This window comes from Paenibacillus sp. TC-CSREp1 (assembly GCF_050171015.1).
Classification (GTDB): domain Bacteria; phylum Bacillota; class Bacilli; order Paenibacillales; family Paenibacillaceae; genus Paenibacillus; species Paenibacillus silvae.
On sequence record NZ_JBNOKM010000008.1, the window covers coordinates 279,031 to 301,981 of the forward strand.

A 22,951-nucleotide genomic window follows, 5' to 3' on the forward strand; every position below is an offset into this window, starting at 1 on the left:
TTAAAATGACATTACAGATGCAAAACAGCATCAATCTTCTTTATAAGTTTATCAAAAGCTTACTGTAACGTCTTTCTATTTTTGGTTACATTTTCGTAATGAGCTTCATATGACAAATAATATACAAACTCACAATTCAAGTCCGAAAAGACGAACTCTCCTCTGTATATAACGTTATCCCCGTCATTAGGTTACATAAAATTGCAACAAAAAAAGGCCCCAACAAAGCATGCTGAGGCCCTTCTTCTGCCTGTAGTGTCTCCACTACCGAATTATGGCGTATTTGTTTCAGTTTCTTTATTTTGATTTTTTTTCGGAATACCATCCAGACCAAATTCCTGATCATAAGCATCAAAGATGGCACGTGCAACCGGAGCCGCACTGTTGGAACCAAAGCCCCCTTCAGGGATCACGACGGCAACAGCCAGCTTTGGATTGTTACGTGGTGCATAGGCGATAAATACCCCGTTATCCACCAGTTTCCCGCCAACATTCTGTGTCGAAGTACCTGTTTTTCTGGCAAAGTCATACGGGAAGCCGCTGAATGAAGAAACCTCGGTTGCCATACCGCGCTGTACCTCATTCCAGTAGGCATCACTGAAGTCTACTTTGCTCAGTACCTTCGGTTTCACTTTTTCCACCACATTGCCCTCTGAATCCCGGAACTCTTTCACAAGCTGCGGCTCCATACGTTTTCCTTTGTTGGCAAGCATCACTGTATACTGTGCCAGCTGCATCGTTGTATATTTCCCCTGTTGTCCAAAGGAAGCATAGGCCAGCTTGGTTAAAGAGCTTTCAGATTTACTTTCATATTCTTTGAATCCTGCATATTCATTCGGCAAGTCCACTCCTGTTTTTATACCAAGACCAAACTGCTCCATATACTTGTTCCAAACGTCAACACCCTTTGCACCATACTGTGAATAGAGCTTCTTCCCAATCTCGTCAATCATAAATACGTTGGAGGAATGACGAATGGCATCGCGTGGATACATGGCACCATAGACGTGACCTGATGAGTTCTGAACGCGACGGTTGTCTCCCCCAAATGTTGTTGATCCTCGGTCAATGTACACCGTGTTGGTCGTAAAGAAACCTTCTTTCAAGCCGATCAGTACACTGAGCGGTTTGATCGTTGAACCAAGCAGGACAACCGACTCTGCACGTTTTCTTGAATCATCCGGCGGGAAGCCCCGAATGGTACCATTCTGGTAAATATATTTGATTTTATCGTAATCTTCTGTGCTGATGCTGCCTGTTCTCCAAACATTCGTATCATAGTCTGGCATGCTGGCAGCCGCTACAATTTTACCTGTGTCCACTTCCATGGCAACGGCAAAGCCTGTTTTGGCGTTGGGATGCAATTTACCGGATACCGGATTGCGATGCAGCCAGCTCAGCTGATCCATAATGGCCTGCTCGGTTTTCACCTGCACATTTTTGTTGATGCTGGAGATCAGGTCATAGCCTTTCTGCGGCGGCGTAGTGCCCGCTACACCCTCAGGCAAGTTACGTAAATCAACGTCAACCGACGTATATCCACTTTTCCCCCGCAGCTTATCCTGATACTGGAACTCCAGCCCATCGAAGCCGACAAACTCATTTTCCGTATATACCAAGCCCGGATCCGTCTGCGTTTTGTTCGCTTCATCCACTTCTTGATATTTTTTCAACGATTTTGAGCTTTTGAATTTTTTCAGATAACCAATGGTTTGCACGGCAACGGTATCCGGATCATAGTATCGCACACTTTCCTCTACGATCTGAATGCCCTTGAATTCATCCTTGTGCTGGAGAAAATAAGCAACCTCTCCTTCGGACAGATCACTCTTGATCAGACGTGGCATAAAACCATTCGCCTTACGTGAATTCAGGTCCATCTCCTCGATAATCTGATCCACGGTCAAGGATTCGGAATTAGGGGCTTTATACTTTTCAAATACGTCATTCAATCGTGCGGCCATCTCCTGCACTTCACCAATTTTCGGATTGGGCTGCCCATCCACATCTCCATAGTTTTTGTACAATGTGAGATACAGAGACTGAATCGGCTTGGAATAGGCCAGCTTCACCGTACCTGTCGAATCATAGATCGTTCCTCTTACCGGAGCCAGCGGCACATCCTTCGTAATGTTGCTCGCTTCTTCCTGGCTGAGCTCCGGCCCTTCGACAAACTGCAAATAGGCCAAACGCACAATAATTACACTAAAAATAATAAAGGAAGCGAAGAAAAATACGTTCATTCGGTAGCTAAAACGCCGTTTGTCCGCAAGTTCATCCTTCTCATTGGAATGCTTTTTCATTCTTCCTACCTCTTTCATGACTTGATGCATACCACAGAAAACTGAATAGTTCCGGCATGATTACCTGGCAACGTCGTCATATTGCGAACCTTGTCAGGTCTACACTCAAGCAGACTGATCCTTCAGGTGGGTGTCCGCAAAGTTCGGCGGATTAAACCAGTCTCCACTGATTGCCCATGTCGGATCAAGCGGAATCCAGCTTTCGGTGTCTGATACATATACCTCATTCCACGCGTGAGGACCATAGCCTCCCTGACCGTTATAACCAAGACCTGTAACAACCTTGACATCCAGCCCTTGAGAACGAGCCATTACCGCATACAGACGAGCGTAGTCAATACATACCCCTTTGCGTGTATCAAACGTATTCTGCGGGGTCTGCTCATGCCAGATGCCCTTCTGCTCGTAATCATCCACTTTCCCGTAATCGTATTGAATGCGGGTGCCTACCCAGTCATATAAAGCTCTCGCTTTTGCTTCATCCGTAGATTTGCCTTTGACAATCTCCTGCGCAGCCTGCTCAATATCTGCCGGAATGTTATGATCAATGACCTCATATTTCCGCTGCAGAATATTTCCAAGTTCCTTCTGAACCGCCTGTGTAAATACGGGAAGTTTGTCCTTGATAAACGTGCCGGACAACGGTTCAATCACCGATTTTGCCCCTTGCATATAGATCGGCGACGCCTCCACATAACGGCTGAACATGCTGCCCGGATAGAGACTGACGATCATGAACAATACAGCAATAACAATCATTCCGCGAACTGAACCGATAATGGTACCAATCACTGCACCAGTCAGTCGGCTGATTACCCCTTTGGGTGCACCTGGTTCGTGCTCCGCATGCCTTCTGCTGATGATCAAAGAGGACAACAAACCAAGAACCATACGAATAATGCCATAGCTGAGTACAAATAGTACAGCGAACCGCATCAGCGGGAAATCCGCAATCGCTGTAACCAGCGTATAATACAACTGTTCCCATCGGCTCAGCTCCCGATTAGGCATAGCTGAAGCATGCTCGGATAACCACTGCTGTACATATGGCGCAAGCCACAAGGTTAAACCGATGGATAACAAAATACCGATCACTGCCATAATACCGTCCATCAGGAAACCAAAGAGTCTCCCCGCAGAACGTGAAGCCCCTCTGGACCATCCCTGCAATAAGGAAGCCGCTACAATAAGCAGCAGCAATATCGTTATGCCGTTAAGCTCCCTCAGGCTGTCCAGCCAAGTTTGCAGCACGTTTTAATTCCTCCTTTGACTACGAAGCTGGTGCTGTTTTGTTCTTTTTTGCCTGTTCGACAAATGTTCGGATCGTTTCGTTGTCGAGCTTCCATTCTCCTACCGAAATGCCGCGAAACGTAACGTCCACTTTATCAGACTTCGTGCTGCCCTTAATTTCTACATTGGGACTGGTAATCGTAAATTCACCATTTTGTCCCGCTGCATAGGTTGCCTTCGAAGCCTCCTCCAGCATAATGCTTGTCGCTTCTTTTTTGAGTGTGTCCATCGTACTGGACTGCACATCAGTGACCGTCTGTTTGATCTGCTCCATGGAGATACCGCTGTATATCAGCAGAGCCGCAATAATGATAATAGCAATCGCCCATTTCAACATCGTTTTGACTACATTCAGAACAAAGAACAAAATGATCAGCGCAACAACGATCACCAGCCAGTTCTGCATTACAAATTCCTTTATAACTTCTATGTTCATGGCTACACCTTCCGTATTAGAGTTGATCAGGACACTTCCCGAATATTATACATGATTTCCGAACCCGCTGTCAGCTAAGCCCTTTCCGGCAAAAATAAACGGTCTAAGTTCGTCCTGCGGGGCGTACAAGTAGTACCATGAGGATTCGTCCGACGAACGTGGATACGTTCCAGACCTGTGTATAAACAGGCATCGCCTAACAAGGAGGGGCTTTTGTGAAGACGGCCATCTGGCTATACCTGTTTTTGTTCCTGGCAGTATTTGATCTGCACGCCCAGTATCCCATCCTGACGCCTTTTGCCATATCGCTCGGGGCAGCTCCAACCTTCATCGGCTGGATGATGGGCATCTATTCCCTGACTCATCTGCCTGGCAATCTGATCGCCGGAACACAGATTGATAAACACGGCAGCCGAAGATATATTGTGTTCAGCCTGCTGGGTGCGGGCATCATCCTGCTCTTGCAGGCCCATATTCATACCCCTTGGCAACTGCTGGCCCTGCGCTCGATCAGCGGCTTTGTATTGGCCTTTTTGTCACCCGCCTGTCTGGCTCTGCTCGCCCAGCTCTCCAATGATCCTGTCAAACAGGGGAAATATATGTCCGGACATGGTGTCGTGCACACACTGGCCTCTGTCGTATCACCAGCTGCCGGTGCAGTTATTGTAGGGGCGATGGGCTTCTCTGCCACCTTCTCCAGTCTTGGTTACCTCCTGATCCTGACAGGAGTCATTGCACTGTTAACTATGCCAAGAGGTTTGATTCGCCAGCCGGAGCCGGCAACCGAACCCGCGAAGTCTGTACCTGCACCCTCTGGTTTTGCTAAATCCAAATCCGGTCATACACCAGCAGAGCCATCCAAAGCATTCCTGCCCGTATCCTGGCGTTATTTTATGCTTCCACTCGTCATCGCCTGTGCACAGGGCATTCTGTTCTTTGAACTGCCTCTGCGGGGAGGCGGTCATTCTTCCATGATGTCTACCGGTTTACTGTTCTCTATCATCAGCATCGGTGCATTGTTTACACTCAGCATGCTGTTTCTTAACCGTTATTCACCCAAACTGCGTTTAGTCGCTGGTGTGCTGCTAATGTCCTTGAGCTTTTTTGTTATGGCAGCCATGCCTCAGATTTCGTTATCCATTGTGTTATTTGTGCTAGGTATGTCTAAAGGTATTATTTTCCCTGCTATGGCTACACTCTTCATTCATTTAAGCGGCGGCAGCAAGCTTGGGCGCATCTTCTCGTTACAATCGATTGCCACCTCTATTGGCTCATTCATCGGTCCAATTACAGCAGGACAGCTCCGCACTGGAGTGTCTCCTTATTTTATCGCATTTATTTTACTCATGATTGGCATCCTGTTGCTTCCGTATTATACATCCAGACCTGCTGCGTCCCTCTCTTCTTCCGATGCCAAAAGTGTGCTCGGGTAATTTATTGCATCATTCGCCCGTTTCCAGATACACTATAGGTACATTCAGTCGATTTTCGCTGTAACATTTCCCGGGGAATGTCGACATCAGCTCTCGAATCAGGGGTGAACAAGATGCCTATACACGTCATTGTCGAAGGTAAAAATGATCGCAGCAAGCTTAAACGTCTGGTGGGTCCAGAAATAAATATTTTATGCACGTTTGGCACACTGAACTCCCTCAAACTGGAGACGCTGCGCAAGCAAGTCGGATATGATGAGGTTTATTTGTTTATGGATAATGATAGCTCTGGCAAAAAAATAAGAGGGGTGCTGCGCGATGCTTTTCCCGATGCCGTGCAGATGTATACCAGACGCGGGTACGCAGGGGTAGAAGGCACACCTGACGAATACATCATTGCTCAACTGGAGAAGGCCGGGTTAGAGGAATATATTCAATATCCCGAGCAGCCTTCATATTAAATGAACAACGACAACAAAGGCTGTTTCCGGTTATATCAACTGGAGACAGCCTTTCATCTATCGCTAATGTTGAAACTTGATCTGCAATTTAAACTTTCGATATTCTATTCCTTGATCAGCCTGCGAATGTCCTCAGCAATGACTTCTGGCTGCACGTCCTCTGTGTTAAATGCGTTATACACTTTGCGCAGCTGGTTATTTTCATCGACCAGACCAATCATATTCATATGGGCAAAATCATCCTTGTTCTCGCCTTCAATCAGAATCTGAAAGGATTCCTTGGCGAACTGCTTTGTTTTATCCATATCCCCTCGCAGGAAATACCAGCCGGAATAGTCCGCATGGAAACGGTCGGCAAACGTTTTGATCTTCTCTCTCGTATCCACTTTTGGATCAAAAGAGATGGATACAAAGGACGCCTTGTCTCCAAACGTACCGTCCTCTTTCAGCAAGTCCTGCACCTGAGACAGTGTAAATGTCGTAATCGGACACACATCAGGGCAGCTGGTAAAATAAAAGTAGAACAATCGCACTTTGCCTTTCGTATCCGCCAGCGATACGGTGCGCCCGTCTACATTTTCCATGGAGAACGATTGGATCTCCCGAATCTCGGGTAATTTCTCCTTGCTGGCAAACGCCGTATTCCACATTAAATACACCGCCATAATCAGGGCAATTCCAAGCAATATCCAAGTCCATTTGTATTTCTTTATGACCTGCATCCTCTTCTTTTCCTCCCAACAATATAAAAGTGAATACGCATACATCTTTGATCAGTACCAATACTCTTCAGCTTGACGCATACCTGGTGTTTTCTAACGTCACAAGATTCAACCGATTCAGCACATATCCTTCAAATTTTGCGTTATCGCGATGGTTCAGTGGTACATATGTATAAAATAGTGACCCTATTGTCGATCACATCCGATATAAATTTTATCACAGGAATTCACTGAATAGTTTGACAATGTTCGTACATTTGTTGGAAATCGGACAGATTCCTGTCAAAGTTATTCCTGTTTTGCATCTGTACAGGCGGATAATATACACTAGATATGGGTATCACCTAGATAGAGAAGTATAATGCTGGAACACGATACACCTCATAAAGGAGACGTTTATGGATACCTCTACACATTTTGTCATGGGCATTGGTCTGGCCGGGCTCGCCTACATTGATCCTGTTGTTGCTGCTAATCCGATGCTCGCTGCCGCGGTCATGGTTGGCACCATTGCAGGCTCTCAGGCCCCGGACATCGATACTGCTCTGCGTTTCAAAAGCAATTCACTCTACATTCGGAATCATCGGGGGATGTCCCACTCACTGCCATTTTTATTGCTATGGGTGCTCATGATTACAGGCGTAATCGGATTAATCTTCCAGGGGATTCCCCTTGCACACGTCGTTCTCTGGACGGCTGTCGCTGTCGGTGTGCATGTATTCACTGACTTGTTTAATACGTATGGAACCCAGGCCGCACGGCCTTTTACGGAACGCTGGATTGCCTGGAACGTGATTCATATTTTCGACCCGTTCCTGTTCACCACTCATGTTATTGCTATTCTGCTATGGGCCTTTGATCTGGTGCAGCCTGCTCCACTCTTCACTTCGCTGTATATTCTGATTGGAGTGTATTATATCTGGCGCACGATCACACGCGCACTGGTAGCCCGAAAAGTGAAACTGATGGACAACAGCCCGGAGCCAGCCAAATATATCGTCATTCCCACCATTTCCTGGAGCCGCTGGCACGTTGTAAAAACGAATAAGGATGGCAGTTATGAACTGGGCAAAATAGACGGAAATGAGCTGACCTGGAGCCTTCATGCCACTTCATCCACTCATGCCGCTGTAGCCGCTTCACGTAAATCACCGGAAGTAAGTGCGTTTCTCTACTTTACTTCTTACGCGGTGGCAGATGTAGAGGAACTACCCGCAGGCTATAAGGTTCGCTGGGCAGATGTCCGGTATCGACACCGAAAACAGTATCCTTTTGTCGCCGTCGTAGTGATGGATCGCAATTTCGAAACCATTGATACGTATGTAGGCTGGCTGAGTGATGAAAAGATGGATAAAAAACTTTTATCCGCCCGCCCTTGACGTCGTGTGGATTGCGGGGCACAATCAGATATAGGAATGATTGCGCGGGAAAAGCCCGGAGCGTTATCCGCTCCGGGCCTTTGCTGCTTTGGTATAATAATTATTTGCCAGACCCAGCCAGAGACTGCTCAGCGATTTGTACCAGACGTTTGGTGATATAACCACCCAAAGATCCGGTTTCACGGGAAGTGTAGTTGCCATAGTATCCGTCTTGTGGAATAGTTACACCCAGTTCCTGTGCAGCCTCCATTTTCAATTGTTGCAGTGCTGCTGTCGCTTGAGGTACCACCAAGTTGTTAGAAGAGCGAGATCCTTGAGCCATATTTAAAATCTCCTTTCAATCTGTGTCTGTAATGTATTGCAAGCTTGCAAGATTATTATGGCTCGCACGCTTCAGGTTATACGAAAATTCATTAAATTTGTACATGGAGGTTTTTCCCAATGAGCAAAGGTTTATCCTTATGGTTCGCATTCTCATCTATCGTTTTGTTAACGGTTACAGCAATCACGATTTCTTACAACGGCTGGCTTGCCACATTACTGTTTGTTCTCTCTATGGCTAATATCGTATGGGGATTTATCATTCGTGCCAAAAAAGAACGTCAGGAAGCCCATTCGGCTTCCGAATCAGCCTCTTAACGTTCCCGGCTCGTTAACGATATCATCCAGCGCAAAGGAAAGAGGAGACGGATATTTTCATCCGCCTCCTCTTTTTTAACAGCATAAACGATTTACAGGCTTGGTTATGGACTGTTCTTCAACTGAGGCTGGAGTATCCATCCTGCTCATCCTATGCCCCGTTCAATACAATTCCAATTACAGCTTGCGTCTAGGAACAAAACCCATGCGCTCTTTCACCGCATCCAGCGTTTGCTGAGCAACCTCTTCCGCACGGCTTGCCGAAGTTTCTAATACCTCTGCGAGTTCACCAGACTCGCGAATTTCATTATATCTTGTTTGCAGCGGTTCAATGACAGATACAACCACTTCAGCCAGCTCCTTTTTGAACGGACCGTACATTTTTCCTTCGTAACGCTCGGCAACCTCATTCAGCGTCATACCTGCACATTCTGCATAAATGCTCATCAGATTGCTGACTTCCGGTTTATTTGCCGGATCGTAAACGACTTCACGGCCTGAATCTGTTGTAGCACGGCTGATTTTTTTGCGAATGACATCCGGCGGGTCTAACAAAGCGATATAACTGCCGGCATTCGGATTACTTTTGCTCATTTTCGAGGAAGCATCATCCAGCGACATCACACGCGCACCCACCTGTGGAATATAAGGCTCAGGAATGGTGAAGTATTCTCCATAACGATGGTTAAAGCGTCCAGCCAGATCACGAGTCAATTCCAGATGCTGCTTCTGATCCTCACCGACAGGCACAAGATCGGCATTATACAGCAAAATATCTGCAGCCATCAAAGACGGATATACAAACAAACCGGCACCGACCGAATCTTTACCGGAGGATTTATCCTTAAACTGTGTCATGCGTTCCAGCTCACCCATCGAAGTGAGCGTAGTCATCAACCAGCCAAGCTCCGCGTGCTGTGGCACATGGGACTGCAGAAATACATTTGACTTGGATGCATCAATGCCCGCTGCGAGGAACAAGGCAGCAACGGCCTCGGATTGCTCGCGAAGCGCTGCCGGCTCCTGCGGCACGGTAACGGCATGCAGATCCACAACCATAAAATGACACTTGTAGTCATGCTGCAATTTCACAAAATTTTTAATCGCGCCGATGTAATTCCCTAATGTCAGCTTACCGCTTGGCTGAATGCCTGATAATACTGTTTTCATCATTTTAAACCTCCCTGATTTCATCAATAACTAATGACCTCGCACCTTGTGGCTCTTGCAATTCATCCTGCGAACGCAAAAAGGCCCCACATCCGCAAGGGACGTGAGACCGTGGTGCCACCCTTATTCGCTTGTTCTCCGTTATACTGACAAGCAGCATAACAAAAGAAAAGCCTTCATTGTTCCTTAACGTGGAATAACCGGTATACCTACTGAGGCCGCCTTGCAGTGGCAGTGCCTGTTCAGTTATACACTCAAGGGTCCATTCAGCAAAGAGTTCACACCAGTTCGCATCTACCACTGGCTTTCTGAAGAGAATATTCCTTACCTACTTGTCCCTGTCATCGCGTTGACATCATTCAATTCAAAAATAATGTTCAGAATTCCATCTTAATGCGCGGGAGCCAGAATGTCAAAATGGGATGCGTTTTTTTTCCCGATCGTTTAAAATCTGTTATGATGGTAGTGCCATCCTGCCATGTCTTTAGAAGCAGCTTGCAGGATGTCACACGACAAGCTGGCATGAACACAACAATGACACGCCTGCAGCAGTGCGGCAACACGTACTGCTGCAGACAGATTTCAAGTGGGAAAAGGAGCATCGATATGAAACAAGTGACCAAAGGTCAATGGAATGGTTACGACACGTATATCCTACATAGCCGTGAATTGGAAATCACCCTGCTGCCACGTCTGGGAAATAATATCATTTCGATTCGCGATCTGGTGCATAACCGGGATATTGTTCGCCGTCCGGACGAGAATGATCTGGCCTTCTATTTGCAGAAGCCATATCACTTCGGGGTTCCTCTGCTTATACCACCTGGACGCATTCACCGGGGACAATTCGAATATGAAGGTGTACGTTATCAGTTCGATCAAAATACGGAGCATGGCAACCATATTCATGGTCTCCATCGCAGCCAGGCCTGGTGTGTCAGTGATATTGAGGAAGATGAAGATGGCTGCACGATCACAACCGAATTATTGACCGAAAACGAAGAGCACTGGATGGAGCAATTCCCCATCCCGTTGAAGCTTGAAATGACGTTCAGCCTGCAAAATGCTGTGCTGACCCAACGATTGCGTGTCACTAACCTGAGCACAACACCTGCTCCTTTCGGAATGGGATATCATACATGGTTCTTGCTCGACGGACAGCCTGCCGACTGGACGCTCCAGCTGCCGGTTTCCGGATTATATGCCCAAAATAAAGAGCAGCTGCCTACAGGCGAAATAGAAGCTTTACATGATGAATGGTCCTCCATCAGCGAAGGCATTAACATGCAAGGCCGGAACTGGGATACACTGCTTCGTGCTGCGGAAGGCAAACCGGCGGTGGCTCATTTGCGCAGAAAAGATGGATATACACTGAAATATTCAGTGGATGAAGCTTTTTTCAAACACTGGGTTTTGTATACCAAGGGTGAATCAGATCAATTTTTGTGCATTGAACCCTACACTTGGCTGCCAGATGCACCAAACCTGCCCATGACCGACGATATCACAGGATTGATTCGGCTTGAGCCAGAACAGCCCGTCGAGTTGACCTCAAAAATTGAGGTTGTTTCAACGAACAAATGAAGCCGTCTGGATGATGATATGAATCCATTCATTCGGCTAATATTTTCATAACTATATAAGTTGAACTAAAGATTTTACACAATCCACTCCGATGACAGAACAACCTTCCAATCGCTGTTATCCCCAGATTTTTTCTATTCCCTTTTCCAAAGGGAAAAATCCGGTGATAAAGGCGACCGATCCGCTTTTCAGTTTTTTTCTGTCCTCTCCGTTCACGTGTAAATAAATAGTTTAACTTATCTATATGCTCCTGTAAAAAGCAGCCGATCCGCAATGGATCGGCTGTTTAAGTTGACATGAACCCTTTTGATTATCCATATATTCCCTTACGCCATATCATGTATATTTCCGCTTTCCCGATCCATACTAACATCACCAACCTATAAGGAGGTGAGACATATGTACGGAAGCCAAAACCAAGGTAGCGGAAGCCGCTCTAACAACCTGGTTGTTCCTCAAGCGACAGCAGCATTGCAACAATTGAAAATGGAAGCTGCACAAGAGCTGGGTGTAACAATCCCGCAAGATGGTTACTACGGTAACTACACTTCCCGTGAGACAGGTTCTCTGGGTGGTTACATCACCAAACGTCTGGTACAAATCGCTGAGCAGCAATTATCGGGTCGTTCGTAAGCTCGAAATTATTGCTTCTGCCCTGAGTAGAGCTTGAACGGAAAGGCGGCCTTCTTCGGAAGTGCCGCTTTATTTTGTTAAGATGATTCCCTGTTTGAATCCAGATATGTATTCGTTCTGGGATATCGAATCATCAGGTTCGCCATATTATAATTGGACTCCATCGTTGCATCCACCAGAATCATATTCTGTCGAACTGTAAAATCATAGCTTATTTCCCCATGCGTCCAATTGCGCTTGAACTTCAGTGTCTCCAGCGCCATCGCACGGAAAGAAACTCGCTGTGCATGCGTGAGGCCAGCTCCCTCCATTTCCATCTGTCCATCCCGACCCGTTATCGGATTATGTCGAACACCAAACTTTCCGATAATATTATTTCGTATTTGCACAAAAACTACCCCTGAATCCAGACCTGCCAACTCCTGATCAAGCTCTTTAAATACCAAATCTAACTGCCTTGCTAGTGAAAGCTGTTCCATTTTCACGATAACACTCCTCCTATTATGCTTTTAGTCCTATAAAACAAGGACTTACGGCTCATTATATGACAACATATGTGATTACTCAACAAAATAAAACAATTTTGGGTAATTATTACTAAATTTTGCGCAATTTATTGCCATTTGCATTCCTTAAAATGAGCTTTTTCCTTGATTTACGACAAAATAATTCAGAACAAAAAACATGTGTGCACAACAAAAAAAGGCCGTAATTCATGTCTCTCCGACATCAAATTACGACCCTTAATGATTATGAAAGAAAAGGTTTAAACTAAATCATGTTCTCCGTCATTTGCATAAATTGTTCTATATCCGCAATAGCCAGATTCGCTGCAGCCTGCCAGAAATCAGCTTGGGTCAGATCCGCACCCAAATGTTTCTGAGCCAATTGCTCCACGGTCATCCGACCCGTATCACGAAGCAGATCATCATATTTATCAGCAAAAGCCGTGCCTTCCTGCTGAGCCCGGGCATAGATTCCCGCACTAAACATATATCCGAACGTATAAGGGAAGTTGTAGAACGGCACACCCGTCAAATAAAAATGAAGTTTGGATGCCCAGAAATGCGGATGAGTGGAAGCAAGAACGCCACAGAAGGCTTCTTCCTGAGCCTCTACCATTAATCCGCTGAGCTCGTCGGCACTTACCAGGCCTTTCTTGCGCTGCTCATAGAAACGGGTTTCAAACAGGAAACGAGCATGGATGTTCATAAAAAAGGCAACACTGCGCTGGATTTTATCCTCCAGCAGCGCCAGCTTTTCCTGCTCATCACGCGCTGTTTGCACCAGAGCATCGGCTACAATCATCTCGGCAAATGTCGAAGCTGTCTCAGCCACGTTCATCGCATAGCGCTGATTCAGAGCAGGCAGTTCTTCCATAATGTGCTGATGGTAGCCATGTCCAAGCTCATGAGCCAGCGTGGATACATTCGACGCAGTACCAGAGAACGTCATGAAAATGCGAGTCGCTTTGCTTAGCGGCAGTGACGTGCAAAAGCCTCCTGGACGTTTCCCCGGGCGATCCTCAGCCTCGATCCAGCGTTTTTCAAACGCCATCTCCGCAAAGCTGGACAGTTTTGGACTAAATCTCGCAAATTGCTCAACAATCGTCAACGCCGCCTCATCATACGTTACTTTACCTACAGATTTTCCTACCGGCGCATCTACGTCGCTCCAGCTCAGCTTATCCACACCAAGCAATTTGGCTTTTCGTTCCAGATACTTCACAAGAACCGGCTTGGTTCCATTAATAACGTCCCACATCGCATCCAGCGTCTGTCGTGACATCCGATTAATCGCCAGCGGCTCCTTCAAAATATCTTGCCAGCCACGTTTCTCGTAGAGCTTCAGACGGAACCCTGCAAGATGATTCAGTGTGTCTGCACAGAAATCTTCGACCTCGGTCCAGGCCTGCTCCCATGAGCTGAATACCCGCTCACGAACTTCACGCTCACTATCACTTAACTTGTTGGCCGCTTGTCCGGCAGACAGCATAACGGTCTCTCCATCCTGCTCAAACGGAATGTTCACTTTGCTTACGATGGTATTATAAAACTTCCCCCAACCATGATAACCGTCAACACCAAGATCGAGAGCCAGTCCCTCCAGTTCAGGTGACATTTTGTCTCTAGCCTGAGCCCGACTTTCGTTTAATACAAAGGACAGCGGCTGTATGTCAGCTTGCGCAAGCCATTGATCCCATACAACATCCGGCGTCTCGCTAAAGATGTTATCCAGCTTCGACTTGCTGCTATTCAGCATTGCGGCAATGGAGCTGACAGCACCTTGAAGCTGGGCCGCTTTTTTGTCCTGCTGATTTTGTGCTGACAGACAGGATACGAAGGCAGAGCCCTCCGATATCCGCACATAACAGCTTTGCAGCAATTCCAGAACAGGCTCATAAGCAGCTGCATCTTCCAGCGTCGCAGGAGCAGCCATCTGCTGAAGGGTTTGCTTCAATGTTCGTACATCTTTGTCCAGTTCGTTAAGATATGAGGCGAATGCTTCGGAAGAAGAACCTCCACTAAAGATGGACTCCAGATCCCACACAGGGTGTAATGGCATTTTCATCTAATTAAGGCACCTCTTTCTGTAGATTGAATGTAACACTTTGAATTAAAAACTGGTTTTATACGCAACGTATCTCTATACTAGAGAAATAATGCAACAACTTTTCAGGAGGTCAATGTATGAAACCTTTACAAGTATCGGCTGAAACTGCCGTCAAACTAGCAGCATCTCTCGGCGTGCCTCTGGAGCATCTGATGCATATGCCTCAACATATTCTCATGCAGAAGATTGCAGAACTCGCAAAGGAAGAAGCGGCCAAACCTGCGGACAAAGAAGGCAGCGCGGAATGATTCCTTTTGAGAACAGCTGGCCATATGACATCATTATGGGGGATATTTACGTGCAGCAGTGCCCCTTCTGTGACACCAACAATGTACTGTTACCCCTTAAACCTAAGGAACTTATCCGTATTCGTGAAGGAAAAAAGAAATTACTTGTTTTCCCTTGCTGCAACAGCAGCATAACCGTCATTGACACCGATAACGATTATCTGTTGGCCAGTCGGCCTATCCGCTAATTTGATACGAGATCAGACTAAAGGGGGCTGCGCTTCGCAGCCTCTTTGTCTGCCTCCAGCATTTCCTCAGGCAGCTCCATTTTGCTGGATAACATCTGTTCACGCAGCAGTGCCCACTGTTCCCTTGAAGCCCGGATCATGGCTGCATCGGTAATGCGCTTGTCATGAATAACTCGTCCAAACCATTGGACCGCCTCATGAAATCGACCAACTCTGCGATTCAGCTCCCCGAGCAAATACAGCAGCTTCGCTTCATTACCGCCTGTACCTTCCCTTTCGAACACCTTGACGTATGCTTCCAGGCTGAATTCAAGAAAACGATGCTCCTGTGTATGATCCTCCATATATCTGTACAGCCAGGCGATATGATGCAACAGACCAGCGACAACGCGATCCTTCTCCTGTATTACCTGAGCACACAACAAGCCAAGTTTGTATGTAGCGAGTGCCTGTTCCAAATTTCTTGCACCACTATAATCCCGTTTGAGCCAGCGGTTACCAATCTGCTCCATAAACGCCTTGCGCTGCACATCACTCAGATTGACCGTTGAATTTTCTGTCGAAGCGAATCCGCACGAAGGACAGATCCGAACGACATAAAAATCTGGATTCTCCTGTTTGTAATACGCACAAAAATCAGAATCTGTCCGGTAAGGCCGTTTCAAGCTAGGTCTTACCCGTGAGGTTTCAAATTCAGTCTCGCAATAATGACACTTCACCTTCACCTTATACAGCGGCTCTAATTCCACTTGTTCCATCCCTCTCCCGTAAGGCTTGTCGTATATTTGGAACTATGGCGTATTCACAAAATGGTGCGCCGGCCCTGATAAACGCTGTAAAATAAACGAATGCAGAGGCTCCTCTACACCAATTTGTGTTAACGCCTTATTCATGCAGGCAAGCCATGCTTCTGCTCGCTCAACCGTTACTTCAAAATGCATATGACGAGCACGCATCATCGGATGTCCGTAAGCTTCGGAGAACAACGCCGGTCCTCCAAAAAATTGAGACAGGAACATGTACTGTTTGTCTATTACCGGCTGAATATCTTCCGGAAAAAGGGGTGCAAGCTGCTCATTCTGCAATACAATCGGATAAAAAGCCTCGACCAATGCACGAACGCCTTGAGCACCTCCAAGATTATCATAAATGCTTAAACTGGGATTCATGGTTCTCACCTCTTTCTGATGTCGAATTTTGCAATATAATACACGTCACATGAACATGGTGAACAGTAAGTCAACTACCTGGCCCTTAAAGCCAGCATCTCCATTCTATCAAAAAAAGACAAAAAAAGCGCCACCCCTAAGGCTGGCGCACCGCATATTCCATTAATAACTTCGCCAATCTTCCTCTTCGGTACGTACCAGTGAGGCACGTATAACATACACAAATGCACAGACCAGGACTCCGGCGACAAGACTCATGATCATCACTCCATCCTTATTGATTCCACCTTATTGACCATTAGGTGACGTTGAGGCGTTTTACCTATTTTAGCATACATCATTTAAAAACACAGCCACTTTTGCAAACGCTTTCTTATAAATATTTTGTACTGTTTGTCCGCTTTTTCTCATATATTGATGGCAAAAGCCCGTGATCGGCTGCAGATCATTCTATTTTAACCATAAAGGAGAAAAACACATGACTGCTGCTCAGCGCGTCATTCCCTTGCTGACTACACTGGCTCTCCTAATCTTCTGTACCCTGATGGCGCTATATCCGGCAGAGACCTGGCATGCAAGCGTCAGAGGTTTAGCCATCTGGTGGGACGTGCTGTTTCCTTCACTGTTCCCCTTTCTTGTATTGTCCGAGCTGCTGCTCGGCTTTGGTATCGTACATTTTCTCGGCACACTGCTTAATCCACTTATGCGCCCCCTTTTTCGCGTTCCGGGAAGCGGAGGCTTTGTTTTTGCAGTAAGCTGCGCTTCAGGTTATCCAACCGGAGCCAAGCTGACAGCACAACTATGGGAACAGAAGCTGGTTACGCGGGAGGAAGGCGAGCGTCTGGTCGCATTCACGACCTCCTCTGATCCGATCTTTATGATCGGAGCGGTATCGGTCGGTTTTTTCCATGACACGTCCATCGCTCCGATTCTTGTGGCATCTCATTATGCCGCTGCTGTGCTTGTCGGGATGCTCATGCGTTTTCACGGTCGTTCGGATGCCTCCACCGCCACGCCCCCTGCTGCACAAGAAGAACATCGCAGCCGCTTCATGCGCGCCATATACGCGATGCACGAAGCGAGGCAAGCAGATGGAAGGACATTGGGTGAGTTGCTGAGACATGCTGTCTCCTCTTCCCTTCGCCTTATTATTATCGTAGGCGGGCTTGTTGTATTCTTTTCCGTCATTATGGAATTAATGGTTCAGACCGGATGGCTTGGCGTCTTATATAACCTGACAGAACAGGGGCTGCATCTCGCCGCTTTGCCGCCTTCGCTGTCTCACAGTCTTGTGGGAGGTTTGTTTGAAGTAACTCTTGGCGCCAAGGAAGCAGGCGCTGTCTCCGTTCCTCTAGTGTTCAAAGTCGCTGCTGCCTCCTTCGTGCTCTCCTGGGGAGGACTGTCGGTACATGCACAGATTATGAGTGTGTTAAGCAGCACCCCGATGCGGTACGGACCATTCTTACTGGCAAGAGCAATTCATGCAGCCATTGCACCACTGCTTGTTGTTTTGTTATGGCCGTTGCTGATGAGCAGCATGGCTTCTCCTACTTTTGTGAATGATGCATTTATACCTCCGTCTGCCTATTCACCAGAATGGAAACGTATCGGCATAACAGGAATCAGCGTGTTCAGTTCTGTACTTTTTCTAATGGTATGCCTTGCCTGGATCGGTTCAAAGCTCATGATCAAACGAGGAAAAAAATAGGATTTGTGCAAATAGTTTGTCCGGAAGTTCAATCGAACGTTGTGTTCTGGCGCGGAATTGATTATCATCGGTAGTATAATGACCACAAAGGAGCTTTCATCTTGAGATACTATGTTCAAGACCGCGGAGACCAGTTATCAATTGATCTCAGTCAGCAGTTTCATGCGCTGGCGAAGGAAGAAGGGTTCAAACTGGATGCAGAATCGCCGGAGATCGTCATCTCCATCGGAGGCGATGGTACGATGCTTCAGGCTTTTCACAATTTCATCGACCGCATTCCGGACATTGCTTTTGTTGGGGTTCATACAGGCCATCTCGGCTTCTATGCCGACTGGAAGAAGGAAGAATTAAGGGAATTGGTGCGATTAATGAGCGGTAAAGGTGATCCTGACCTCCTCAAGCCACGTATTGTGCAGTACCCTCTATTGGAGCTGGAGATTCGTAAAAAGTCAGGCAACGCCTCTTACATCGCACTGAATGAATTTACGTTAAAAGGGGTAGACGGTACCGTCGTGGCTCAGGTGGACATCAACGACGTTACCTTTGAGATGTTTCGGGGCGATGGCATCTGCGTATCTACACCTTCGGGCAGTACAGCTTACAACAAAGCGCTTGGGGGCGCCATGGTGCATCCAACGATTGATGCGATCCAGATTGCGGAGATTGCCTCGATCAACAACCGTGTGTATCGAACACTAGGTTCACCCGTCATTTTGCCCAAGCATCATCATTGCGACATTTTCTCACGTAAAGATCAGCGTCTGCTGCTAACGATTGATCATGTCAATGTGATGGTTGAGGATCTGATCTCGGTACGCTGTCAGGTGTCGCAGCAGAAGGTCAGCTTCGCGCGGTTTCGCCCGTATCCGTTCTGGAACCGGGTTCGGACAGCCTTCCTGGATTAATTCAGCCGAATCATGCTTGACAGAGATTATCATTGGATATGCAGAAAAAAGCATTAAAAAAGCGGTCCTTCTCAGGAACCGCTTTTTGCTTTGGCTTGAGGCTGCTCTTTACACTTTTGAAGCACAAAGTAGGCACAGCCAAAATTACAGTATTCGTTAATGTAATCCACCAGATAAGAGATCGTTGAATCTTTGGTTGCTTTGGGATGATTGTCCCGGTAAAAACCCTTGAGTCTCAGCTGGCTGTAACCCCAGTCGCCAATAATATAGTCATACCGCTCCAGCACTTCACTGTACCGGTCACGAAACACTTCAGGATTCCAGCCCTCTTTGTGGTTCTGAACAATTTCATAATTCTTGCTGCCGACCTGTACAATGACAGGGGCTTTAGGTTTTTCCTGAACGGTTTCCTGCACAGTCTCCTGTGTCTGCTGCTGGTCCTGCTGTTCTTCCTTATTTTTATCCTGTTCCAATCCGGACTCCTCCATCATGCGTGTGTTGCCGCCTGTTCCGCATGCTGATTCGCTGATTTCACCTGTTCATGTGCATGGTAAGAACTGCGAACCATCGGACCGGATTCCACGTGACTGAATCCACGCTTCAACCCTTCCTGCTTCAATGCTGCGAATTCTTCAGGCGGGTAGTACTTTTCAACAAACAGATGTTTCTCGGATGGCTGCAAGTATTGACCAATCGTCATAATATCACAGTTCACCGCGCGAAGATCATCCATCGTTGCCAAAATTTCATTATATTCCTCACCGACACCGAGCATAATGCTTGATTTCGTCGGGATGTTAGGCTGCATCTCTTTTGCACGGGCAAGCAGTTCAAGGGAACGTTTATACTTTGCTTTGGCACGCACTTTGTCTGACAACCGCTCAACCGTCTCAATGTTATGGTTCAGAATATCCGGCTTGGCATCCATAACGATCTGCAGTGAATCCCGATCTCCCATGAAATCCGGGATAAGCACCTCTACACTGCACAGCGGCAAGCGTCTGCGCACAGCCTTAACCGTCTCTGCAAAGATGGAAGCCCCTCCGTCCTTCAAGTCATCCCGGGCTACACTTGTAATAACACAATGCTGCAGGTTCATCTGCTCAGCTGCTTCTGCTACACGCTCCGGCTCCTGCAAATCAAGCTCTGTAGGCAAACCGGTATTAACTGCGCAGAATCGGCAGGCTCTTGTACAAATATCCCCCAAAATCATAAAAGTAGCTGTTCGATTCGCCCAGCATTCATAAATATTCGGGCACCGTGCTTCCTCACATACGGTATGCAATGTTTTGGAACGCATCATGTTTTTAATTTCCTGATAGTTGTCTCCGGTTGTCAATTTAATCCGAATCCAGTCCGGTTTCGGTTCTTTCACACGTTTAGCCAATGCATAAACCTTCTTTCTACCTGAAGTTAGGCTGTTGCTCGGAACATATTATACCATGAAAGGCTTGGAAAAACCCCCATTTGTCACATCTTGTGCTTTCAAGCTGACATGGATAAAATCAGAGCTTTTGAAGAACGCTAGGGTATAGCTTGATTTATCGGGCACATGTGCATCATCTTAACGGAAAGGGGCTGCTTCCCTGTGCAACAGCACTGGATAACTCGCAACACCTACGGCTTTTGCTTGAAAACACTACTCGCAGGCGCGCTGCTTCTCCCATTCCTGCCTGCTGATGTTCACGGTAAATCTGTGCAGCAAACGGCGCCTGCTGCACAAGCTACCGAGCCTAAACCTGCTGATATCTTTGCCGCAAGGCGCCATCTGTATGAAAGTATCGGGCAGATGACACAAATTCCGTGGTACAGACTCGCCGCTATTGATCAATATGAGCGAACCATCACACGTGCCCACCCGAAGGATCGCAAGCATCCCGAACGGTTAACCGGCATTTTCATGACTGCACCGGCATGGAGAGGATGGCTGAACCCGGATGAAACGGACCAGCACCCGGCCTCCATTCTTTTTTTCAACGGGAACGGGCGGGATGGCTCTGGTGACGGGGTAGCAGACCCAAACAATGATCTGGATGTGTTGTACAGCATGGCCTCGATCATACGGCAGTACGGCAGCAAGCAGGAGGATTTCGCCATTGGTCTGTGGGAGTATTACCATAATTCCAGGGCAGTTCAACGGATACAGCAATTCGCGAAATTATATGAGCATTTTGACACGCTTGATTTATTTGGACACGCCTTCCCTGTGCCTTTGGGCACCAACTATTCGTACCGCAGCACCTGGGGAACCAAGCGCAGCTGGGGCGGCTACCGCATCCATGAAGGAACGGATATCTTCGCTCCTCACGGTCTGCCCGTTCGCAGTACCTGTTATGGTATGGTGGAGATCAAAGGCTGGAATCCGTTTGGAGGATGGCGTATCGGTATTCGGGATCTGAATAACCATTATCACTATTACGCTCATCTGAGCGGCTTTGATAAAGGGGTCAAGATCGGTGATGTCGTTACTCCCGGTCAGGTCGTAGGCTGGGTAGGCAGCTCTGGCTACGGCAAACCGGGAACGCAAGGCAAATTCCCTCCACATCTTCATTATGGCATATATCGGGACAGCGGCCTGCATGAATGGTCCTTCGATCCCTATCCGCTGCTCAGACATTGGGAGCAGGATGAACGCAGTCAGAAAAATAAAAAAAGCAAATAGATCTCCCGGAACACAAACAAAATCTTTAGCAAGCAAAAAGATTTCTATGTACAAAATCCAAAATCAGAACGCAAAGGAGGCCTTCGCACGATGCGAGAGGCCTTCTTTGCCGTTCACTTATGGATGCCCGCTCTGACCAGATGAAGCATTGCCGTTCAGATCAGGCGGGTCCAGTTCAAGCTCCAGGCCGTTCGACTGCGTACCACTGCCCGGTGCTTGCTGCGGAGTCTGAGGCTGAACCTGAAGTGGTCCAGATGTTCCACCGGCGCTGTTCCCGCCATTAGCACCTGTACCATTCTCCGTTCCCGTATGACCACTTCCACCACTGGATACCCCTGATTGACCTGACGGGAGCGCGATTGCTGGAGCATTGCTGCCGTTGCTGCCAACCGGCTTGCCCTGATTATCGTAATAATACATCGGCACATCACCAACCACGAGCAGATAAGAAATAGGTATTTCGGTATCCACCGTCTCCGGCTCCATGTCAAAAGGCACCACCACAGCAACTTCAGCAATAATGTGGATATATACCTCCACCAGAATCATGTTAATGCCTGCATTCTGCTGGCGGGTATTCAGATCCACCTTCACTGCACCCTGCGGTTCAATCCGAACGGGGATACTTGGCCCAAACGAAGCCAGCACAGGGCTGCCCAAAGCCTGACCTAGCGGGATTTTTTCCTTCAACATATGCACATTCTGAAGTGTAGACTGTACCACATTCATCGTGCTTGCCGTAATTCGCATATGCTCGTTATAGTTCAGCATGAACCCCGAAACTTTGCCCTTCGTATCCGTTTTCCAATCTATCAGCCCTTCTGTTGTCTTGCCTTCAGCGACCTGAGCCGTAATCGCTTTGTTAATTGCCTCTGTTGCAATCTGCTTCACCCGAATTTTGGCGAGGTGCATAATGGGAGGTTTCATCTTTTTGTCCACATATGCAAATCCCTGCATTAAACAAAACGCTGCCACGAGCAAAACAATGAACCACACCTTGCGTCTGCCGCTGGGCGGCTTGGGCCGCCGTTTTCGGCTTCGCCATCTCTTTCGCATCATCGAAGCGTCCCTCCCCTGCGGGATGAGCCATAGGCTTATATGTAATGCTTATGCAGCGTTGTCCCGAAAAAGAAGGACAGCGCCCTGCGATGCTCAGCTGGCGATGCTGCAGGTGCGGTACAAGGCAGCCTCACGCAGAGAGGCTTACCGTGTATTGCACGGTTCTGCTGCCAAGCGGGTTGGGGTATCCTGATTTTGATATCCGCAGGATGAACAGATCAGGATGCCCCAATATAAAAAAACCTTCCGCCCGCAGCAGATATGTCATCTGCACAGGCGAAAGGTTTACTTTTCACAATAGCTGAACTTG

At 47.3% G+C, this 22,951-nt stretch carries 25 protein-coding genes and 1 other annotated feature; of the genes, 12 read left to right on the plus strand and 13 right to left on the minus strand.

Annotation, left to right across the window (positions count from 1 at the left end):
• Window positions 1-272: 272 nt before the first annotated feature.
• The 3 genes from ACQSGY_RS14490 to ACQSGY_RS14500 form a co-directional block, all read right to left on the minus strand.
• Window positions 273-2,303 carry a peptidoglycan D,D-transpeptidase FtsI family protein gene (locus tag ACQSGY_RS14490; protein ID WP_427052403.1) on the minus strand — a complete coding sequence of 677 codons (2,031 nt, stop codon included), beginning with the start codon at window positions 2,301-2,303 and terminating at the stop codon, window positions 273-275.
• Window positions 2,304-2,408: 105 nt separating this feature from the next.
• Window positions 2,409-3,554: a transglutaminase domain-containing protein gene (locus tag ACQSGY_RS14495; RefSeq protein WP_427052404.1), complete on the minus strand. Its 1,146-nt coding sequence runs from the start codon at window positions 3,552-3,554 to the stop codon at window positions 2,409-2,411.
• 19 nt (window positions 3,555-3,573) lie between these two features.
• A complete protein-coding gene (locus ACQSGY_RS14500; protein WP_111269524.1) occupies window positions 3,574-4,029 on the minus strand; it encodes an ATPase in 456 nt (151 codons plus the stop codon).
• Between the two features lie 215 nt (window positions 4,030-4,244).
• Here ACQSGY_RS14500 and ACQSGY_RS14505 point away from each other — a divergent pair, with 215 nt between their 5' ends.
• Together ACQSGY_RS14505 and ACQSGY_RS14510 are read left to right on the plus strand one after the other, a co-directional pair.
• Window positions 4,245-5,462 (plus strand): MFS transporter, encoded by a 1,218-nt coding sequence (locus tag ACQSGY_RS14505; protein ID WP_427052406.1) that lies wholly within the window; start codon window positions 4,245-4,247, stop codon window positions 5,460-5,462.
• A gap of 113 nt (window positions 5,463-5,575) precedes the next feature.
• A complete protein-coding gene (locus tag ACQSGY_RS14510) occupies window positions 5,576-5,923 on the plus strand; it encodes a toprim domain-containing protein (RefSeq protein WP_111269526.1) in 348 nt (115 codons plus the stop codon).
• Window positions 5,924-6,027: 104 nt separating this feature from the next.
• Here ACQSGY_RS14510 and ACQSGY_RS14515 read toward each other — a convergent pair whose 3' ends face one another.
• Window positions 6,028-6,645, minus strand: coding sequence for an SCO family protein (locus ACQSGY_RS14515; protein ID WP_188593472.1), 618 nt, complete (start codon window positions 6,643-6,645; stop codon window positions 6,028-6,030).
• A gap of 398 nt (window positions 6,646-7,043) precedes the next feature.
• Between ACQSGY_RS14515 and ACQSGY_RS14520 the strand changes: the two genes are divergently transcribed.
• Window positions 7,044-8,024 (plus strand): metal-dependent hydrolase, encoded by a 981-nt coding sequence (locus ACQSGY_RS14520; RefSeq protein ID WP_427052407.1) that lies wholly within the window; start codon window positions 7,044-7,046, stop codon window positions 8,022-8,024.
• 100 nt (window positions 8,025-8,124) lie between these two features.
• On the opposite strand, the gene ACQSGY_RS14525 is transcribed toward ACQSGY_RS14520, so the two are convergent.
• Window positions 8,125-8,346 (minus strand): alpha/beta-type small acid-soluble spore protein, encoded by a 222-nt coding sequence (locus tag ACQSGY_RS14525; protein WP_056702318.1) that lies wholly within the window; start codon window positions 8,344-8,346, stop codon window positions 8,125-8,127.
• A 119-nt stretch (window positions 8,347-8,465) separates the two neighbouring features.
• On the opposite strand from ACQSGY_RS14525, the gene ACQSGY_RS14530 reads away from it, so the two are divergent.
• The gene (locus tag ACQSGY_RS14530) at window positions 8,466-8,663 is read left to right on the plus strand and encodes a hypothetical protein (RefSeq protein WP_145405408.1); all 198 of its coding nucleotides are present in this window, start codon (window positions 8,466-8,468) and stop codon (window positions 8,661-8,663) included.
• Window positions 8,664-8,840: 177 nt separating this feature from the next.
• On the opposite strand, the gene trpS is transcribed toward ACQSGY_RS14530, so the two are convergent.
• A complete protein-coding gene (gene trpS, locus ACQSGY_RS14535) occupies window positions 8,841-9,833 on the minus strand; it encodes a tryptophan--tRNA ligase (protein ID WP_427052448.1) in 993 nt (330 codons plus the stop codon).
• Between the two features lie 94 nt (window positions 9,834-9,927).
• Window positions 9,928-10,187 (minus strand) — a binding site (T-box leader).
• A 252-nt stretch (window positions 10,188-10,439) separates the two neighbouring features.
• Here trpS and ACQSGY_RS14540 point away from each other — a divergent pair.
• Window positions 10,440-11,417, plus strand: coding sequence for an aldose 1-epimerase (locus ACQSGY_RS14540; RefSeq protein ID WP_427052449.1), 978 nt, complete (start codon window positions 10,440-10,442; stop codon window positions 11,415-11,417).
• 399 nt (window positions 11,418-11,816) lie between these two features.
• Entirely contained in the window at window positions 11,817-12,050 is a 234-nt protein-coding gene (locus ACQSGY_RS14545) for an alpha/beta-type small acid-soluble spore protein (protein ID WP_111269531.1), read from the plus strand.
• A 77-nt stretch (window positions 12,051-12,127) separates the two neighbouring features.
• On the opposite strand, the gene ACQSGY_RS14550 is transcribed toward ACQSGY_RS14545, so the two are convergent.
• The gene (locus tag ACQSGY_RS14550) at window positions 12,128-12,538 is read right to left on the minus strand and encodes an O-methyltransferase (RefSeq protein WP_427052450.1); all 411 of its coding nucleotides are present in this window, start codon (window positions 12,536-12,538) and stop codon (window positions 12,128-12,130) included.
• A 283-nt stretch (window positions 12,539-12,821) separates the two neighbouring features.
• Entirely contained in the window at window positions 12,822-14,621 is a 1,800-nt protein-coding gene (locus ACQSGY_RS14555; RefSeq protein WP_427052408.1) for a M3 family oligoendopeptidase, read from the minus strand.
• Between the two features lie 119 nt (window positions 14,622-14,740).
• Here ACQSGY_RS14555 and ACQSGY_RS14560 point away from each other — a divergent pair, with 119 nt between their 5' ends.
• A complete protein-coding gene (locus ACQSGY_RS14560; protein ID WP_184182907.1) occupies window positions 14,741-14,911 on the plus strand; it encodes a YycC family protein in 171 nt (56 codons plus the stop codon).
• Entirely contained in the window at window positions 14,908-15,138 is a 231-nt protein-coding gene (locus ACQSGY_RS14565; RefSeq protein WP_111269535.1) for a hypothetical protein, read from the plus strand. Before ACQSGY_RS14560 ends, ACQSGY_RS14565 begins: the two co-directional genes overlap by 4 nt.
• Before the next feature lie 17 nt (window positions 15,139-15,155).
• Here the strand turns inward: ACQSGY_RS14565 and ACQSGY_RS14570 are convergent, their stop codons facing one another.
• Both ACQSGY_RS14570 and ACQSGY_RS14575 read right to left on the minus strand, forming a co-directional pair.
• Entirely contained in the window at window positions 15,156-15,887 is a 732-nt protein-coding gene (locus tag ACQSGY_RS14570; RefSeq protein ID WP_289369792.1) for a DUF2225 domain-containing protein, read from the minus strand.
• 42 nt (window positions 15,888-15,929) lie between these two features.
• Window positions 15,930-16,307: a globin gene (locus ACQSGY_RS14575; RefSeq protein WP_427052409.1), complete on the minus strand. Its 378-nt coding sequence runs from the start codon at window positions 16,305-16,307 to the stop codon at window positions 15,930-15,932.
• A gap of 478 nt (window positions 16,308-16,785) precedes the next feature.
• On the opposite strand from ACQSGY_RS14575, the gene ylbJ reads away from it, so the two are divergent.
• Window positions 16,786-18,015, plus strand: a complete 1,230-nt coding sequence (gene ylbJ, locus ACQSGY_RS14580; protein ID WP_427052410.1) for a sporulation integral membrane protein YlbJ — start codon at window positions 16,786-16,788, stop codon at window positions 18,013-18,015.
• Between the two features lie 101 nt (window positions 18,016-18,116).
• Window positions 18,117-18,920, plus strand: coding sequence for an NAD kinase (locus ACQSGY_RS14585; RefSeq protein WP_111269539.1), 804 nt, complete (start codon window positions 18,117-18,119; stop codon window positions 18,918-18,920).
• A 71-nt stretch (window positions 18,921-18,991) separates the two neighbouring features.
• On the opposite strand, the gene ACQSGY_RS14590 is transcribed toward ACQSGY_RS14585, so the two are convergent.
• Both ACQSGY_RS14590 and lipA read right to left on the minus strand, forming a co-directional pair.
• Complete coding sequence (locus ACQSGY_RS14590; protein WP_427052411.1) at window positions 18,992-19,411, minus strand: YutD family protein; 420 nt, start codon at window positions 19,409-19,411, stop codon at window positions 18,992-18,994.
• Window positions 19,408-20,307 (minus strand): lipoyl synthase, encoded by a 900-nt coding sequence (lipA, locus tag ACQSGY_RS14595; RefSeq protein WP_111269540.1) that lies wholly within the window; start codon window positions 20,305-20,307, stop codon window positions 19,408-19,410. The genes ACQSGY_RS14590 and lipA overlap by 4 nt, the downstream gene beginning before the upstream one ends.
• 201 nt (window positions 20,308-20,508) lie before the next feature.
• Between lipA and ACQSGY_RS14600 the strand changes: the two genes are divergently transcribed.
• On the plus strand, window positions 20,509-21,582 hold the full coding sequence (locus tag ACQSGY_RS14600) for a M23 family metallopeptidase (protein WP_427052413.1): 1,074 nt from the start codon (window positions 20,509-20,511) through the stop codon (window positions 21,580-21,582).
• A gap of 117 nt (window positions 21,583-21,699) precedes the next feature.
• On the opposite strand, the gene yunB is transcribed toward ACQSGY_RS14600, so the two are convergent.
• Window positions 21,700-22,641, minus strand: a complete 942-nt coding sequence (gene yunB / locus ACQSGY_RS14605) for a sporulation protein YunB (protein ID WP_427052414.1) — start codon at window positions 22,639-22,641, stop codon at window positions 21,700-21,702.
• Window positions 22,642-22,663: 22 nt separating this feature from the next.
• Between yunB and ACQSGY_RS14610 the strand changes: the two genes are divergently transcribed.
• Complete coding sequence (locus ACQSGY_RS14610) at window positions 22,664-22,834, plus strand: hypothetical protein (protein WP_427052415.1); 171 nt, start codon at window positions 22,664-22,666, stop codon at window positions 22,832-22,834.
• Window positions 22,835-22,951: the final 117 nt, after the last annotated feature.

Excerpts from the sequence above, each read along its gene's own strand:
- ACQSGY_RS14575 (WP_427052409.1), bottom strand. The coding sequence starts at position 16,307 with ATGAATCCCAGTTTAAGCATTTATGATAATCTTGGAGGTGCTCAAGGC.
- ACQSGY_RS14510 (WP_111269526.1), top strand. The coding sequence starts at position 5,576 with ATGCCTATACACGTCATTGTCGAAGGTAAAAATGATCGCAGCAAGCTT.
- ACQSGY_RS14555 (WP_427052408.1), bottom strand. The coding sequence starts at position 14,621 with ATGAAAATGCCATTACACCCTGTGTGGGATCTGGAGTCCATCTTTAGT.
- ACQSGY_RS14610 (WP_427052415.1), top strand. The coding sequence starts at position 22,664 with ATGAGCCATAGGCTTATATGTAATGCTTATGCAGCGTTGTCCCGAAAA.
- ACQSGY_RS14500 (WP_111269524.1), bottom strand. The coding sequence starts at position 4,029 with ATGAACATAGAAGTTATAAAGGAATTTGTAATGCAGAACTGGCTGGTG.
- ACQSGY_RS14515 (WP_188593472.1), bottom strand. The coding sequence starts at position 6,645 with ATGCAGGTCATAAAGAAATACAAATGGACTTGGATATTGCTTGGAATT.
- ACQSGY_RS14590 (WP_427052411.1), bottom strand. The coding sequence starts at position 19,411 with ATGATGGAGGAGTCCGGATTGGAACAGGATAAAAATAAGGAAGAACAG.
- ACQSGY_RS14545 (WP_111269531.1), top strand. The coding sequence starts at position 11,817 with ATGTACGGAAGCCAAAACCAAGGTAGCGGAAGCCGCTCTAACAACCTG.
- trpS (WP_427052448.1), bottom strand. The coding sequence starts at position 9,833 with ATGAAAACAGTATTATCAGGCATTCAGCCAAGCGGTAAGCTGACATTA.
- ACQSGY_RS14490 (WP_427052403.1), bottom strand. The coding sequence starts at position 2,303 with ATGAAAAAGCATTCCAATGAGAAGGATGAACTTGCGGACAAACGGCGT.
- ACQSGY_RS14565 (WP_111269535.1), top strand. The coding sequence starts at position 14,908 with ATGATTCCTTTTGAGAACAGCTGGCCATATGACATCATTATGGGGGAT.
- ACQSGY_RS14520 (WP_427052407.1), top strand. The coding sequence starts at position 7,044 with ATGGATACCTCTACACATTTTGTCATGGGCATTGGTCTGGCCGGGCTC.
- ACQSGY_RS14560 (WP_184182907.1), top strand. The coding sequence starts at position 14,741 with ATGAAACCTTTACAAGTATCGGCTGAAACTGCCGTCAAACTAGCAGCA.
- yunB (WP_427052414.1), bottom strand. The coding sequence starts at position 22,641 with ATGATGCGAAAGAGATGGCGAAGCCGAAAACGGCGGCCCAAGCCGCCC.
- ylbJ (WP_427052410.1), top strand. The coding sequence starts at position 16,786 with ATGACTGCTGCTCAGCGCGTCATTCCCTTGCTGACTACACTGGCTCTC.
- ACQSGY_RS14525 (WP_056702318.1), bottom strand. The coding sequence starts at position 8,346 with ATGGCTCAAGGATCTCGCTCTTCTAACAACTTGGTGGTACCTCAAGCG.
- ACQSGY_RS14530 (WP_145405408.1), top strand. The coding sequence starts at position 8,466 with ATGAGCAAAGGTTTATCCTTATGGTTCGCATTCTCATCTATCGTTTTG.
- ACQSGY_RS14540 (WP_427052449.1), top strand. The coding sequence starts at position 10,440 with ATGAAACAAGTGACCAAAGGTCAATGGAATGGTTACGACACGTATATC.